Genomic DNA, 16,879 nt, shown 5'->3' with positions numbered 1-16,879 from the left:
AAATGTGCGGGAAGTCGAAATACTGCATCGTATTTGGGTTTATTTAGTTTCGATGACTTCTTTTACCTTTGCTTTCATTGCATCGCCACGCAGGTCACGAGAGATAATCGTACCGTCGGGACCAAAAAGAATGATATGCGGAATGCCGTTGATACCATATAGTTTGGTCGGCTTATCACCGGCGTTCAGAATCTGCGGCCAGGTGATTTTAAGTTCTTCTATTGCCTTTTGGGTATTTTCTGGATTGTCCCATACGGCTACGCCTAACACTTCAAGGCCTTTGTTTTTATATTGATTGTAGATTTCTGCCAATACCGGAGTTTCGGCACGGCACGGTCCGCACCAGCTTGCCCAGAAATCAACCAGGGTATATTTGCCTTTTCCTACATAGTCGGACAGGGATACTTTGTTACCGTCTTTCGTTTCGATGGTGAAATCGACGAACGTTTTTCCTTCGGCAGTCTGTTCCAAAGCGTTGAAACGTTGTATCGTTTCCTGCATATTCGGTGTGTTGCGTACTACTTCGCTCAGTTGAGGGAGTTTCGCTTTGATCTCGTCCGGCGAAAGATAGCCGTCCATATAATTCAGTGCGATAGCACCGATCGGGTTATCCAGGTTTCTGTTGAAGAAACCGTCGAGCATTGACAGGTAAGCGGGTTTCCATTCATTCTGGAAAAAGTTCTTTTGCAATTCCATGCGTTCTGCTTTATCCTCTGTCTGTTTCATGAATTCCTGTCGTTTGGCATCGATCAGGGCAGACATACTGTCTTGTGCTGCAAAGAAGCGGGCGATCTCATTGTTCAGAGGACTTCCCGACGGAGTTACCGGTTTGCCGAGGTCGAGATTGATTGTCCCGTTTTCAAGAATGAAATTGACATAATATTCACGGCTGGCATCGATACGGCAGTAAGCTGCGGTGTCCATTTTACCGGTAAAGGTGAACGTATTTCCTGTTACAACTGTGCTGTCTACATAGACGTTATTGTTGTTACGGTTATAGATATAGATCATTTTTCCGTCCAGCGAATTATCGGGGATAGTACCGTTTATGGTATAAGTCGCAGCAGGCTTTTCCGAACAGGCGGTAAAAACCAGTAGTCCGGTTAACAAAGTGAGTAAAAAGTTTGTTTTCATATGCTTGATAATTAAAAATATACGTACTCCGGTTAAATGGATATACGAAAGTAGGAAAGATTCTTTTATATCCGGCATAATTTCCCCGCATAATATTAATATTAATTCTTTTTGGGAAGTTTGCCTGTAATAGTCCCTTTATCTAAAAGTGTTTCTCCCTAATGAAACAACTGTTTCATAGTGTAGAAACAAGTGTTTCATTAGGGAGAAACACTATTCTGTCTTTATAACTTCTGCCGGATTGATACGGGCTGTTCTTAGTATCTTAACTAAAATAACGACGGCTGTAAATGCCATGATGATAAAGAAGATGCCGAACCAGAATAACGGATTGTTGTAGTTGAAACGGATAACCCAGTTTTTAAGAGTTTCATTCGTTGCTAACCACATAACAGGAAAAACAAAAAATGTTGCGATCAGCAGTAACTTCATATATAATTTAGCGAATAATAACAAGATATTCTTTAGTGAAGCTCCGTTTATTTTACGGATAGCAACTTCCTTCTGACGGCGCTCCGTGTCTTGCGAGATAGCGGCGTAAACGCCCAGTAATGTAATAATCAGACAAACAGTAGCGAAAAATGAAAATATATTACGCAGTATACGTTCCGTACTTTGCGTATGTTCGCATTCCTCTTTTAGGGTATGAATTTCCGGTTGGATACTTTCTGGTAAGAATTCTTTGATTGTCTGTTCCAGATAAGCCTTGCCCTCCTTCTCCTTTCCTTGTTGGATACGGACATAACAATTTCCCTGTCCTTTTAATAACCCGATTACCATACATGAGAAATACTCAGAGCCGTCCATGAAGCGTTCAAAAGAATTCGTGACACCATTGATTCTGTACTGTTCCGGCTTATTATTTATCTGTAGGCTCTGGTCTACCGGATTTCCTTTGATAAAATCGATGAATCTTTCGTTAACCAGGACACTTTGTTCATCCAACAGTAAAGAACCGGTAACAGGCTTAAGATGAAGGAAAGAACAAACATTCGAAGAGGCATATAAGCTGCCTCCTAATGTGTTTTTATCCATTTCTTTCAAAGAGTAATCCTGTATTCGTTGGTTGGATAATTTATCCTGTACCTCCAGAATATCCTCTATCATACTGTTTGCTTTCCATTTGGAAAGTAATACCTGATAAGTGGATTCCATATATTTGTGATCTGTGCGAACAAAAAATATCCTTTCTTTTTCAGCCTTACTAAATGTGTTGAATAGTTGTTGTTGGCCGGCTTGTGTTTGGAATGTAGCTATCGCTGCACCGGAAAGGAAAAGGAGAGCAATGACATATTGAATACCCAATAACAGGTTTCGAACCCGATGACGGGAGAAACGAATCCCTTCCATCAGAGATATCCGGTTTAACCGGACACAAACCGTCCAGCAAATGATAGCAGCTAAACAGGTACATAGTAAAAGATATTCTCCTATTTGTTTGAATAATAGTGTACTGTTGTAATCTATTTGTATGCGGAAATAAGAAAAATGTAATCCGGGAGCAATTAGTTCTGTCAGGCATAAAGTAAGTATGCCAGTGAAGAACAGTAGTAAAAAAGATTCTGTGAAAAGTAATATGAACAATTGTCTTTTGTCTTCTCCTATATTTTTACGAATACTGAATTCTTTGATACGGTTATAGAAATTACCGGTAGTGAAGGAGAAATAGTTCAATAAAGCGGATAAGAAGATCAACAGGCCGATAAAAAAGATGAATCCATATAGAAGTTTCATCCCTAATGGGTCTTTATCTCCTAAAGAAAGAGCTTTCACTGGGGCGGAACCATTAGAATAATCAGCAGTTAGTTTTAAATTATCTAATAGCTTATCTAAATCTTTTGGTTTATGTCCCAGATGCAAAAGAGCGTATGTTTTACAACCTGTTATATCTTTAATCTGCTTTTCAAGGAAGCCATTGAGAACTGACACTGTTAAAACTTCAATCAGGTTATATGGACTGAAACTATTGTTTTGGGGAAAGTCCTCAAATATTCCACCGATAGTATATATTTTCAGGTCTTCTCCGGTTACTTTTTTACCAATAGGGTTTTTATCTCCATATATTTTTTTAGAGGCGGACTGACTAAGCAAAAGAATATTTGGTTGGCTATTTATTGATTTCAAGTCTCCTGACAATAGTTTCCTATCGAATACCTTGATGAAATTTGTATCGGTTTCTGCAACGTATATTTCATAAGGTAATGTCTTGTCTTCTGTTATTTCGAAAGAGTAGTTTTCGATATTATTAAAAGAAGCTCTGGTTAGGTATTTGATAATATCTAACTGTTTATCCCGTATTTCCTGCGCCAAATAAGCAGGAGTGCCGTGTGTGAGTCTTTCTCCTCTATCAGAGACTATGACTATCTCGGCTATTTGTTTCTTATTTTTTAAGTCATTGTCTGTATCCATCCAATAACGTATCAGATAAGTACATAAAGCAAAGGATAATAATCCCACGGCAAGACCAGCTATGGAAATCAATGTTTGCCCTTTATTCTTTAGCAGGTTGCGCAAGGCAACTGTCAGATAGTGTTGTATCATGTTTCTCTTTTTTATTCACTTTTTACCGATTCCGCCGGATTTGCCAGTGCTGCTTCCTTTACCTGACGGAAGATGGAAAGGAGGACAATTACACAGGTAATGAAAAAGACGGCGATGAAAGGCCATATCGTCAGGTGGATGTGGTTGGCATATGTTTCCAGCCAGCGTTTCATCAGGATATAGCCTATCGGTAAGGCAAACAGGTTGCTGATTACGACTAATATCAGGTATTCCCTGAAGAATAATTGCAGGATATGGTAGAAAGTCGCACCGTTCACTTTGCGGATGGCAATCTCTTTTTTACGCTGTTGGGCGGAGAGGCTGACCAGGGAGTAAATACCGAAAGTGGAGATCAGGATACAGAGGATTGCAATGATACTGAATACACTGAAAATGACTTTCTCCGGCTGGTTGAACTTATCCACTAAATCCGTTAGTGGAGTACATAAACTAGTGTCTGTCACTCCGCTTACGTTGAACTTTTTGGCTATCTGCCTGATATGTTCGGTTACTTCTTTTTTATGTCCCGGGAGATAACGGACATAGAAGTATTGAACAGGCGTATAATTCTTAGCATCTTTATCGGTATGAAGACGGAAAAAGACACTTAATACAGGAAATTGCATAGGAGCATAAATGTAATCGTTTATTATGCCCGATACTTTTTGGGTAGTTGCCGAATATTGTTTTTCATCATATCTGTAAATGCTTCTTTCCAATAAGTCTTTATAACCCAACTGACGGTAACCGGTTTCATTGACGAGATAAGAACCCGGATTACTCTCGTCCAGCCATTTTCCTTCTTTCAGGCCGATATGGAACAGTGAAAAGAAATCTTTACTGACTAGCATCAGATTATCTTCCCGGAACGGGTCTGTTTCAGCCGGATCAAATGATAAATGCGTAACTTCTGTTCCATACCAGTCTCCTTGTTCCGTAAATACCGGAGAGTTTACTGCTGTGTAACAGACTTCTTGTATATAAGGATGGTTTCGTAACTCCGGTTCGAGAACTCTCAGGTCATTCTCGTATGCATTTTCGTATCCCATATCCATCTGAAGCACATTCTCATACTCTACACCTTTATCTTTGTTCAGAATAAAATGCAATTGCATGAAAAGAATAATAGATGTAATGAAGAACAGCGATCCGATAAATATCTGACCGGCTATTAATCCTCTTTTCAAAGCAACGGACTGGGTGCCCGGGTTGCAAAGTATCCTGCGGATCGGCAGATAAGTAATTATCCAGAATAATAGCGTACTGGCGAGGATTGCTGTTATCGCATTGAACACTAATGCCGATTGGTCGATATGGCGGGATACGCCTTCGTACATTCCGTAACGATTCCAGGTGGTGTAACTGTCATAATAGGGATAAATGACTTCGATCAGGCAGAATGCCAATAAATAAGCGATGAACATGGGGAGGAATAATTCCGTCCAGCCTTTTTGCATCATCTCTTTGGTAGAAGCCCCGATACAAAGGTATGTCCTGTTTTTATTCTTTTTCCGTTGTTGCTGTCCGATAAAAAGGACCAGCAGGTTCATAAGGGCACTCATGAAGGCCATTAAACCGGCGAGCGCCAGGATATGAATGTTCCGTATCCTGTTATCCAGTTCCGGATGGCAATATAAGTGAACTTCCGAAGGTGTCCGCAGGTTTATTTTCCATTGGTCTACATGCTCGTCTCCATAAGGATCATCAGCATGGCTTTTATAAGCTGCCAGTTTTTCTTTTACTTTTTTGATATTACAGTCCCGATGTAAACGTACATATGTTTTATTTCGGTTTACGTGCGTCATCGGTTTTACCTGATCGATTAAAAGGAATTCGAAGATAAAGTCTGAATTATCCGGATAATCTTTGATCACTCCGACTATGGTAGGGCGATACTGCCCTGTTAAATCAAAGACTTTCCCGATGCAATCGGTCGTTCCGAAAAATCTCATAGCCGTGCTTTGGGTGAGAACAACCGATTGACCGTCGAGGACAGTCCCTTTGTATGTCCCGGCGACAAAGTCGGAACGGAACATTTCGAAAAAGGAATGATCGCAGACAAGCCCGTAAATATATTTGCTGCTATTATTTTCTTTTATCGTGAAATTGCAGTTTGCGAATTTGCATACTTGTTCGATCTCAGGCAATAGTTTTGTTAGTTCGGCCAGATCGTTCATATGTAACTGGTCCAGGTCGGCATCCGCTCCGGTTGCTTTTTTCACCAGTCCGGTGGTGGTCAGGCAATAAAGCCGATCGCCGTTCGGATGAAAGTTATCGAAATGTGTTTCCCACCACAGCCAGTAACCGCCCAGGATAAAGGCCGTGAAGCCGATTGCCAGTCCGATAATGCTGACCAGCGATTGGGTTTTATATTTGGCAAATTCCCTGAGAGTGACTTTTAAATAATGACGTATCATAAGATTCATTTTTTATTCGCTTTTTATGACTTCGGCCGGATTCGTTTCAGACGCTTTCAGTGTCTGGTAAAGGACGGTACAGATAATCAAAGCGCTTGTTGCTAACAATATTATGGCATACATCCATAAACCGATACTGATGCGATAAGGATATTGTTCCAGCCACCCGTGCATAAACAACCAGGCTAGTGGAAGGGCAACCGCATTGGCAATGACTACGATTGTCAGATATTCTTTGAAGAACATGCTGATAATTGTTTTCGATGAGGCGCCCATCACCTTGCGTACGGCTACTTCTTTCCGACGTTGTGCAATGTTGCTGGATGAAACGGAATAGATTCCGAAGATCGAGATCAAAGTACAGAGTATGGCCAGCAGGGAGAAGAGTTGCAGGCTGGCATCTTCCGATTTGTTCAACTGGTTGAAAACATCTGTCATTGTCTGTATTTTGGGAGTTGTATCTCCTTCTTCCTTGTGCTTCTCAAAGACTGTCCGTATTGTTTTGATGGCAGCCTGTTCATTTTCGGGTTTCACACGGGCATAATAGCAGTAACTGTTCCATTTACTCCCGTCGAGCGTGATAATCGCCGGGAGTATAGGGTTACGGAGGCTGGCCGCCTGGAAGTCTTTGACGATGCCTACTATCTCCAGCTCTTTTTGTCCTCGTTTTCCGTCTCCGTAAATAACACCGTTCCAGATACTGATCTTTTTTCCGATCGGGTTGTCTATTCCCATGATCCGGGCGGCTTCTTCATTGATGACGGCTGTGTTGCCCGGCGTGGTCCAGTCTTCCGGATCTGAGTCGCCTTCATTTATAAAATTACCTTTTAATAACGTTATTTTGAATGCATCCAGAAATTTACCGCCTACTTTGATTACCTGGAAATTCGGATTGAAATCGTCCGGCTTTCCTTCCCAACTGACTTCATTTTGAGTATGAGGTTCGTGAGTGATGGAGAAGACGCTACATTCTACAAACTCATCGATTATCGAAAGGGTTGCCAGTTCGTGGGTGATTCCGGACCGGTCATGATAATCCATTGTGATATGAATCAATCCTTCTTTATGGAATCCCAAGTCCTTATGTTTCATTAATGAAATCTGTCGGAGCATGATGAAGGTGCTCATCAGGAAGAATACGCAAATACCGAGTTGAATAGTCATGCTGACCTTGCGGAACGAACCCTTCCGGTTAGCAGAAATACCTCCGGACAACATCAGTGAAGATGTTCGTATGAAACGCAGTAATAAGGGGAATGAGACAACTATCAATACCCCCCAGCTGACTAAAGTGATTATAATCAAACTCGTATAAAAATCAGGGTCGGCTATCTTCGTATCGAAGGTTTTACAGAACAGCGAAGAAGTGAGTTCCAGCAGACAAAAGGCCAGAACAAAAGCTATGCTGGTTTGTAATGTGAGTTCGGTCAATAGCTGTATGATCAACTCCCGTTTACCGGCACCGATCGAGTTTCGGAGCCTTATCTCTTTTATGCGCTGGTAGATACGGTTTAGAAGGAGATTGATGAAATTGAAGAATACGCACAGTAATAGCAAAATGGTTGTTATGGCAAAAGTGCGGATGTAGGATAAGTTGAACGATAGCTCGCTTCCAAAAGTATGCCGCATGTCTGTTAACGGAATCATCTTTACCGCAAGCGTATTCAGGTAGTTGTTTTTCTCCAGATAGGTTTGCAACTTTTTTCTGAATACATCCGCACTGGCTTTGTCTTCCAGTAGCAGATAAATTTCATTTTCAAATTGACTCCATCGTCTGTCTTCCGATATCCTGTCCGTCATTTCAGTGGTGAACTTATCCAACTCGAAGACATCCTGTTTGAATGCGGAATTAGCAGGTGCATCTTCCACTACCGCCACGATGGTGAGTGTTTCCCGGTATCTGTTTTTCATTACTTTCCCGATCGCATCTTCCGGGCTTTTGAAATATTTGAGGGCAAAAGAGCGGGTTATAACAATTTCATCCAGTGAATGTAACAGATTCGTTTGCCGCCCGCTAAGCACTTTCCTGGGGAAAAGGGTAAAGAAGTTGTTGTCGATAAATATTTCTTCCGGGTCTTCCAGTATCTGATCGTTATATTTAAAGGTAGAACCGAAATTTCCGTATACCAGTGCCGTTTCTTTTATTTCCGGAAAATCCTGTTTGAGTTTGCGGGCCAGAACGAGTGGTAATTTCCGCTCTTTTTTTCCGGTTTGTTTGTTGATACCGTAGAGTGTGTACATTTGTTTGGACTTCGGATAAAAACCGTCGTACGAGGTCTCGTATTCCAGCCATTTCATCCCGTAGGTGAAACAGACGAGTCCGATAGCCAGTCCGATAACGCTGATAAGTGTTTGCAATTTGTATTTGATAAAATTGCGTGAGGCGATAGTGATATAGTGTCGTATCATGATTCTCTTTTTAAAGGTAAATTGTTTTGATCTTAATACAAAATATGTGCCAATGTTATAATGATGTGATAATTAATAGTTTGTAATTCATTCCCTTTCTTTAAAAAAGTGCATATACGCACAGTAATCGTTCGTATATGCACTTTTTATTCAGATTTTATCGATACAGCCGGATTTGCTTTTGCTGCTTTTAAGGTTTGGTAAAGAACAGTGCAAATGATCAGTATGCTTGTAAATAACAGGATGGTCAGATACATCCATGCACTGATATTGATCCGGTATGGATATTGTTCCAGCCATCCGCGCATGAATAGCCAGGCTAAAGGCAAAGCAATCAAATTGGCTACTATTACAATAGATACATATTCGCGAATAAACATGCCGATAATCGTTCGGGAGGATGCCCCCGTCACTTTCCGGATAGCTACTTCTTTCCGCCGTTGGGTGATATTGCTGGAGGATACGGAGTATAGTCCGAAGACCGAGATGAGTGTGCAAAGTATCGCCAGCAGTGAGAAAAGTTGCAGGCTGGCATCTTCCGACCGGCTTAACTCTTTTAATACATCGTTGACCGTCGTTATTTCCGGTTGCTGGTCATACGGGAAAGTATGTTTTTTGTAAACGTTCCGGATCGCTTTGATGGCAGTTTGTTCATCCCCCGGATTTACTTTGACATAGTAAAAGTAACTATTCCACTGGGAAGGATTTAATATAATGACAACAGGGAGAATCGGATTTCTCAGGCTGGTGGACTGGAAATTCTTTACTAAGCCGACTATTTCTACGTCCTGTTGTTCGTTGTTCCAAAAGCTGATCTTTTTCCCGATCGGATCATGATATCCCATGATGCGTGCAGCCTCTTCGTTAATAAGTGCTTTGGAACCTACCAACCGTCTTCTTTTTCCTTTGACCAGGTCTGTGTCTTCAAGCTCCCGTCCTTTTAATAAAGGTATCTGGAATACGGACCGGAAGTTTTTACTGACTTCCAGCATATGGAAATTCACTTTAGTATCCGGGCTTTTTCCTTCCCACTCTACTTCTATTAATGAATAAGGTTCGTGCATGATAGAGAAAAATGTTGCAATCACCAGTTCTTTTACGATGGGGAGGGATGCGATTTCACGTGCGGTACCTTCTCTGTCATCATTCAGCATGGTAATCTGTATCAAGCCTTCTTTTTCGAATCCTAGATTTTTGTTTTTCATCAGAGAGGTTTGTTTAAGCAGGATGAAAGCGCACATCAGGAAAAATACGCAGATACCCAGTTGGATTGTCATTGCTATTTTGCGGAACCCGCTTTTCCGATGAGGTGCAACACCACCGGATACCAGTAGTTGAGAGGTCCGGATAAACCGGAATGATATAGGAAGCGAGATCGAAAGAGTGATTATCCAGCTGAATAATGAGATTTTGATCATGTCGACATACAACTCTTTACTATCAATTGTCGTATGGAAAATATACTTGAACAGGGGAAATGTAATTTCCATTAAACTCCAAGCAAATAAAGTAGCTATAAATATCATCAATGAATATTCCAGTAATAGCTGGCTGATCATTTCTTTTTTACTGGCTCCGATAGCGTTGCGCAGTTTCATTTCTTTGATTCGTATATAGGTCCGGTTGATTTGCAGATTGATAAAGTTGAAAAATACGCATAGAAGCAATAATAATCCGGTTATAGCAAAAGTTTGGATATAAGTAAGATTAAAGGACAATTCGCTGCCGAATGTGTGTCGGACGGCTGTGACGGGTATCAGCTTCAAAAAGATGGTCTCATTGTATTTATGGATAGAGGTATAGTTTGTTATCTTTTTTTCGAATGTGTCGATATGCGTGTTTTTATCCAGTAACAGATATATTTTAGAATTTAAATACATCCATTGATTAGCTTCTGGTATTTCTACCTCTGCCCTTCGTGTATACTGATCTAATTCGAAAGCTTCTCCGACAAAGAGAGAATTGTCAGGTGCATCTTCCAGAACGGAAACGATCCTGAGGTTTTTTCTCATAACCACAATTTAATACTTTATCCAGAGCTTTTTCCGGACTACTAAATAGTTTAACGGCAAAAGAACGAGTTATAGCAACATCATTAGACGATTGCAAAATATTATCCTGTCTTCCGCAAATGACTTTTCGTGGAAAGAATGAAAAGAAATTTTCATCGATAAATACTTCATCCGGATTAGGCACTCGCTTTTCATTATAGGAAAAATCAGAAGAATACTTTGCGTATATTTGTGTCGTTTCTATTACTTCCGGGAAATCCTGTTTTAATCTTCTTGCCAATATCAGGGGGAGTTCTTCCGTTTTCTTGCCGGTCTGTTTGTCTACCCCGTAGAGCATGTAGATTTGTTTGGATTGCGGATAGAAGCTATCGTATGAGGTCTCATATTTCAGCCAGTTGATGCCGTATGCAAAACATACCAATCCGATAGCCAGGCCGGCAATACTGATGACGGTCTGCAATTTATATTTGAAGAAATTACGTATGGCTATGATAAGATAGTGTTGCAACATGCTTGGTGAATGTTTATCAGTTATTTATTTCGTTATTCGCTTTTAATGACTTCGGCCGGATGCAGAGTCAGATTTTGTTCTTTAAGCTGTATTTAATAACATCTCTGCCTCCTTGCCCGTTGGGAGATAAAGCTAATAAATACTCGCCGGATTTCTCTGTGGCTATTTTCCGTAAATTGCGGTCTGCCTGTAATACGGCTTGCTGTTTGCCGTTCCAGTCGAATACATAAATAACCGAATTACCGGTAAAGTTTGTCGATCCGTCGAACAGACAGAATACATATTGTTCTGAACTGCAAATGTCGATGAAACATTTCTTGCTCTGCTCTGCGTCCAAGTATTTATTGGAAATATCGGGGACCGGTATGGTATAATAATCAGCAAAAGAAACCGATGCAGTCATATCACAATTCATATCATAGAAGTTGACACAGTCGATAAATCGCAGGGCAGCGACGATCACTCCTTTTTCCTCGTTGAGCGTCAGGTCGCTGGCATACCCCTTTTGAAGGACTGTTGCCGGTATCGGAACCGTGATCTGAGGATAACCCGGAACAGCATATTGTCCGTTTGTTTTATTGGATGAAAAGAATACCTGTGGTTTGTGAGGATTGAACTGAACGGCATATAACTCTTTGGAAGTGATACAACAGTTCGTGCAACCATCTTTCAGGCCATAATCAGACATAGACTCCGATTCAGCAGAAAGAGCCGGAGATGTTTGATCCAGATCCATACGTTTCAATTTGCGTGAATCGTTGTCCCAGACAGATACCTTGTTTTTATTATTCTTGTTGATATAATCATATTTAGTAAAAGACGGATAGGCGATTATAAAAGTATCTTTTTCTCTTTCTCCTATTCCGTGAAGCGATAAATCTTTTTTACTTCTTATTTGCAGAAGCGTGTCGCTATAATAGTCCATAAACGCGTAGTAATCGTTGGTAATCGCTACATCGTAATAGTTATGTATCCCTTGTCCGGCGAAAATAACTTCGCCGGATAGTTTGCTTGTAATATCCGTAGTCGCTTTATACGTTTTTACACTGTCTTTGCTGTTAGGGGTGGAACAGGCAAAGAATACGGAGAGACTGGTGAGTAGACATAGTAACTATTTCATATTTGTCATGTATTTATTATTCGGAATGTATGATTTCTGCAGGGTTTGTACGGGCTGCCTTTCGTATTTGCCAGATCAGAGTGAGGAATGAAATACCTCCGGTCAAAAGGATCGCGATGGCAAAAATCCACCAGGTAATATGGGCTTTGTAGGCAAAATCGACCATATATAAAGTGATGGCCAGCCAGGATAAAGGCAAACCCACCAGACAGGCTATTCCATATAATTGACTGTATTTGATAAATAACATTTGCCATATGGCTTTGGTCGTTGCTCCGTTTATTTTTCGAATCGATATCTCATGAAACCGTTGTTGTATATCGAATAGGGATAAACTGAACAAGCCCATAGCAGAAATCAATATGGCTATAATCGCGAAAAGGGAGGCGACACTGACCAATTGCTTATCCTCCTTGTAAATAGACAACACTTCATCTTTCAAAAATGTATAAGGGAGTTCATTTCCACATGACTCGTTGTATATTTTTCGAAGAAAGTCGATTGCTTCCTGTTTTTTATCCGGAACGATACAGACTAATAGACCGGATGAAAAGCCTTCTTTATAATAAAAGAAAATCATCGGTTCATAGCCTTTAGACAAATGTTGTGTACACATATCTTTAATAACTCCGATAACTTGATACCTGGGAGCCGGTTGCTCTTTCGTTTGCGGACTGTAAACAAGCAGGCGGTCCAGAATGACTGGTGTTTCATCGATATCTGTAATACCCAGTTCTCTTTTTGCCGATTCATTGATAACAATCGAAAGATCCATATCATTATCGATGGAGTCATTCCATAGCCGTCCTTCAATCGCCTCTATCCCCAGAATACGGAAGGAATTTTGATTGCTTACTTGGGTTCCTATACTTGTCCATTCTTTTCCCGGAATATGTGCCCAGCAATTTTGCCCTAAACGACTGATCGGGCCGGGAGAATAGCTGTGCAGCTTGATGAGCGAGGGAGTATTTTTCAGGTTTCTGTCCAGTTGTCGAACAATCAGATTGTATTTATTCCACATGCTCATATCGCTTCCCCGTGGCCCTTCTATAGGTGAGATTTTGATAATATTATCTGTTTCATATCCAAGATCGGTATTCAGCATAAAGTTTAACTGATGGATAGAATAGATAGATACGATGGTTAAAGCTAGTGTGATAATATATTGTAAACAAAGGAATACTTTTCTGGATATAGTAGATTCTCCGCCTCTCCCGATCTTTTTTAAAGAAGTTACCGGAGAAGAATAATTATATTGGAAGAAGGGGTATATGGCCGTGATAAAAGGCAACAGGAATAGAATCCCTACAGAAAGGCTGGCGTCAAATAAAAAATGCGAAGGAATCCGGATCATTAGAAAAGTATTGACCAGCAACGTCCCTGTTTCTATGAATACCCATGCCAGAAATAAAGCTACGAGAGTCATACATAAGTTTTCAGTATACAATTGAACGGCCATTTGCCGGGTATTTGCTCCGAATACTTTTTTCATACCGAATTCACGTGCCCGTTTCTGGATCAACACTGTGTAGACATTGATAAAATTGAATAATCCTACCAGCATGATCAATACGGCAATTGCTATCAGGATAAGTACGTGCGTATAATTCCCTACCAACCGTTTATCCAGGTATGTGACTACCTGTTGATCGAAATATAGCTTCTGTAAAGGGTAAAAGCAGATGCGCAGGCGGTTGGTGAAATTGGACATTTTACGGAATGCTTCGTATTCCTTGTTGACGGAGGCTGCAGAATGGCCTTTATGTAATTTGACAAGGGAATGGGGCATTGAATATTTTCTGTAGTTGGCCGATTCATTCGATATCAGTAGGTCGAAAGGCATGGAAAATCGGGTATTCGGTTTACCCATGACGGCAACGACAGTTACAATCTTTCCCATCGAGGTAGTGATTTGTTGACCGATCGGATCTTCCTTCCCGAATACTAATCGGGATAGGTCTTCCGAGATTATTGCGTCTTGCGGATTCTCTAATAATTTATTCCGGGACGTTTTTAGTATGGGGATCGGTACTATTTTCAGATAATTCGTGTCTGCGGCTAAAGAGGCAACATTGTACAGTTTGTTATCGACTGTAATCTGATCTTTGTCACTCTGGAATAGTGTAGATACAATTTCTACAGCCGGATCTTCCAATGGGCTTGGGGTATATCCATATTCAGGTAACAGACCGTAGAGTCTTTTCTGGTGGGTTACTTCATCCTCCATCACTGTATAGCAAACCCTGTCTACTTCCGGAATAAAATGGTCGGTGGTCATTTCACTGTAGACATACCGGAATATCAATATACAGCAGGCCAGGCTGAGTGCCAGACCCAGTATGTTGATTACCGTATAAAGCCGGAATCGGAGGAGGGTTCGTATGGCTAACAGGATGATTTTCATTTTTATTTATTCTGATTTAACGACTACCGCCGGATTTTGATTGGCTGCTTTCCAGATTTTCCAGCCGACGCTAGCTATGATAATAAGTTCGATTACAATAAATAATAGAGGGTAGATCCATATATTTATTTCTGTTTGTTTTACGTAACTCTCCAGCCAGTATCTCATTGCGAGATAGCCGACAGGGAATGCTATGGCTGTACTTATTGCGACAAGGAAAAGATATTCATTGAAGAATTTTTTCAGAATGCTTTTGGTTGTCGCTCCGTTTACTTTCCGTATGGCTATTTCTTTTTTACGCTGTTCACAAGTCAAGGTAACGAAGGAAAAGACACCAAATATTGAGATAATAATGCAAACAGCAGAGGTGAAATGAAGCATCTTTAATAGCGCATCTTCCGATTTAAGGTACTTGTCGTACTCTTCTGTCGCATTGTAGATATATGTATATGTTCCTTTCATCTCTTTCTTAACGCTTTCCAAATGCTTTTTTATTGTTGTCCAACTTCCTTCTTTGTATTTGAAAATAATATCTTGGGGAGAATTATAAAATAGTTGTTTGTATTTCTCCGGAGACAAATATAATGTCGGATTGACTGGTGTCGTAGGAGATGCATTATAAGTATCTTTGATCAGTCCTTTTACTTGATATACGTCTTTAGGTTGAATAATACTTTTTCCTATGGGATCGTTCCATCCGAATGCTTTTGCTGCTGCTTCATTGATCAGTACCTGACCGGACAGATCGGAATCGTGGATCATCTCGCCTTTAAGTAAGGTGAGGTTATAAAATTGGGCAAGCGATTTCGTGCCGCAAACGACTTCCAGACTGATTGGCTGATCATTTTCCTTTTTATCGCTCCAATCTTCAATATGATAAGAAATCCGGCTTCGGTAAGGTAATAGGCTACCATGTTCTGTCAGTATATCCGTTACTTCGGGCATTTGAGTCAGTGTCTGTTTATATTTTTCTGAATAAGGATAAATGGAGATGGAAGCGATATTTTTTCTTTCGATACCAATATCTGTATTTCTTAAATAGTGGAGTTGTTTAACCATGATGATGGAGCAGAAAATGATTCCGATGCTAATGATCAGTTGGAAGATAATACACACTTTGCGAAACATATTATTCCCCTGTCCCTTGGTAGCCCCTTTGATGGAAGATTGTAATGTTTTATGGCGGAAATAGCTAAGAACAATTAATATTAATGTATAGGAACAGAGTATGATAACTCCAATATAAACTAATGCTTCTGTAAATACGAGTGTTTTATTGGAATGAATCTCCGAGAGTTCCTTGAAAGACGGATACACAAGTTCGATTAGTACCATTCCAACCAGAAGTGCAATAAAAAACAATGTGAAAAATTCGGTAGATAAGAGTGCCAGTAATCCTTTAAAAGAGGCTCCGCATATTTGTCGTAAAGCGAGTTCCCTGTTTCTCATGTGTATTCGGGAAACAAACAATGTCAGGAAATTGAATAAGGAGCAAAGAATAACCAGTCCACCGGCTAATGAAAACAAGAGGATGTGATTGAATTTTATTTCTGTTTTAGTTTGCGGATGATCATAGCGTAAAGAAGTCAGAGGTGTTACTACCAGTGGTGCTAATTTTATGTCATCTTGCTTTATCTCCATTTTGCCCATTTTTTCCGAAAACTTATAAAAGTCGGTTTTGGGATATAATTTGATGTATGTCTCATGTGAGAAGTAGGTCCATTGCTTTTTATCGCTATCACTACAAACGAGTCCGAATGGAATATTACTGTGTTCTGACCAACCCTTTACAATAGCACAAATCTTCCTTTTTTCTTTATCGGCACCGAACTCTATTTCTTTCCCTATAGGATTTTCATTACCAAAAAGTTTCTTAGCTAATGCTTCTGTGATAGCCAGTTCTTCATTATAAGGAATGAGAAAATTAGTATTGCCTGATATGATCTTTATATCGAAGAAATGCATAACAGTAGAATCTGCTTTTAGTATCCTTGTTTCATAAGGTGTACCGTTTAATGCAATGTCGTTTGTCCATGAAGTCGTAGCGCAGGCAATCTCTATTTCAGGGCATGTTTGTTTTAAATATGCAGCTAAAGGTCTAGGAGTATTGCTCATTCCGGATTCGTCAAGAATACTTTTTTGCCGCACCAGATAAATCCGGTCGGCATCTTTGTGAAATGAGTCATAAGTCATTTCATAATGAATCCATAGAGTCCCTAAGGCAAAACAGGTAAACCCGATTGCCAGACCGAGGATACTGATAAACGATTGTGACCGGTATTTCAGCAAATTGCGTATTGCTATTTTGAGATAATGTTTTAACATACCTAT

General features: G+C 40.3%; 9 protein-coding genes. All 9 read right to left on the bottom strand.

All coding sequences use genetic code 11. From position 1 onward, the window contains the following. Nucleotides 1–39: 39 nt before the first annotated feature. Nucleotides 40–1,134 (bottom strand): TlpA disulfide reductase family protein, encoded by a 1,095-nt coding sequence (locus tag K6V26_RS19285; RefSeq protein WP_224263590.1) that lies wholly within the window; start codon nt 1,132–1,134, stop codon nt 40–42. Nucleotides 1,135–1,347: 213 nt separating this feature from the next. Further along, a complete protein-coding gene (locus K6V26_RS19280) occupies nt 1,348–3,675 on the bottom strand; it encodes an ABC transporter permease (RefSeq protein ID WP_224263589.1) in 2,328 nt (775 codons plus the stop codon). 11 nt (nt 3,676–3,686) lie between these two features. Then, nucleotides 3,687–6,092: an FtsX-like permease family protein gene (locus K6V26_RS19275; RefSeq protein ID WP_224263588.1), complete on the bottom strand. Its 2,406-nt coding sequence runs from the start codon at nt 6,090–6,092 to the stop codon at nt 3,687–3,689. Nucleotides 6,093–6,104: 12 nt separating this feature from the next. Continuing rightward, nucleotides 6,105–8,501, bottom strand: a complete 2,397-nt coding sequence (locus K6V26_RS19270; protein WP_224263587.1) for an ABC transporter permease — start codon at nt 8,499–8,501, stop codon at nt 6,105–6,107. 146 nt (nt 8,502–8,647) lie between these two features. Then, a complete protein-coding gene (locus tag K6V26_RS19265) occupies nt 8,648–10,513 on the bottom strand; it encodes an FtsX-like permease family protein (RefSeq protein WP_224263586.1) in 1,866 nt (621 codons plus the stop codon). Beyond that, a complete protein-coding gene (locus K6V26_RS19260; protein WP_224263585.1) occupies nt 10,467–11,024 on the bottom strand; it encodes an ABC transporter permease in 558 nt (185 codons plus the stop codon). Before K6V26_RS19260 ends, K6V26_RS19265 begins: the two co-directional genes overlap by 47 nt. Nucleotides 11,025–11,091: 67 nt before the next feature. Further along, on the bottom strand, nt 11,092–11,949 hold the full coding sequence (locus K6V26_RS19255) for a BF3164 family lipoprotein (protein ID WP_224263584.1): 858 nt from the start codon (nt 11,947–11,949) through the stop codon (nt 11,092–11,094). 211 nt (nt 11,950–12,160) lie between these two features. Beyond that, on the bottom strand, nt 12,161–14,548 hold the full coding sequence (locus K6V26_RS19250; protein WP_224263583.1) for an ABC transporter permease: 2,388 nt from the start codon (nt 14,546–14,548) through the stop codon (nt 12,161–12,163). A 6-nt stretch (nt 14,549–14,554) separates the two neighbouring features. Then, the gene (locus K6V26_RS19245; RefSeq protein WP_007655359.1) at nt 14,555–16,873 is read right to left on the bottom strand and encodes an ABC transporter permease; all 2,319 of its coding nucleotides are present in this window, start codon (nt 16,871–16,873) and stop codon (nt 14,555–14,557) included. Between the last annotated feature and the right edge of the window lie 6 nt (nt 16,874–16,879).

The organism is Parabacteroides goldsteinii (assembly GCF_020091425.1).
Taxonomy (GTDB): domain Bacteria; phylum Bacteroidota; class Bacteroidia; order Bacteroidales; family Tannerellaceae; genus Parabacteroides; species Parabacteroides goldsteinii.
The sequence above is the reverse complement of the archived record's forward strand: the minus strand, read 5'-3'. Positions and strand labels throughout refer to the sequence as shown.

Coding starts and splice junctions, on each gene's coding strand:
- K6V26_RS19250 (WP_224263583.1), bottom strand. CDS start 14,548: ATGAAAATCATCCTGTTAGCCATACGAACCCTCCTCCGATTCCGGCTT.
- K6V26_RS19275 (WP_224263588.1), bottom strand. CDS start 6,092: ATGATACGTCATTATTTAAAAGTCACTCTCAGGGAATTTGCCAAATAT.
- K6V26_RS19260 (WP_224263585.1), bottom strand. CDS start 11,024: ATGTTGCAACACTATCTTATCATAGCCATACGTAATTTCTTCAAATAT.
- K6V26_RS19265 (WP_224263586.1), bottom strand. CDS start 10,513: ATGAGAAAAAACCTCAGGATCGTTTCCGTTCTGGAAGATGCACCTGAC.
- K6V26_RS19285 (WP_224263590.1), bottom strand. CDS start 1,134: ATGAAAACAAACTTTTTACTCACTTTGTTAACCGGACTACTGGTTTTT.
- K6V26_RS19245 (WP_007655359.1), bottom strand. CDS start 16,873: ATGTTAAAACATTATCTCAAAATAGCAATACGCAATTTGCTGAAATAC.
- K6V26_RS19280 (WP_224263589.1), bottom strand. CDS start 3,675: ATGATACAACACTATCTGACAGTTGCCTTGCGCAACCTGCTAAAGAAT.
- K6V26_RS19270 (WP_224263587.1), bottom strand. CDS start 8,501: ATGATACGACACTATATCACTATCGCCTCACGCAATTTTATCAAATAC.
- K6V26_RS19255 (WP_224263584.1), bottom strand. CDS start 11,949: ATGGACTATTATAGCGACACGCTTCTGCAAATAAGAAGTAAAAAAGAT.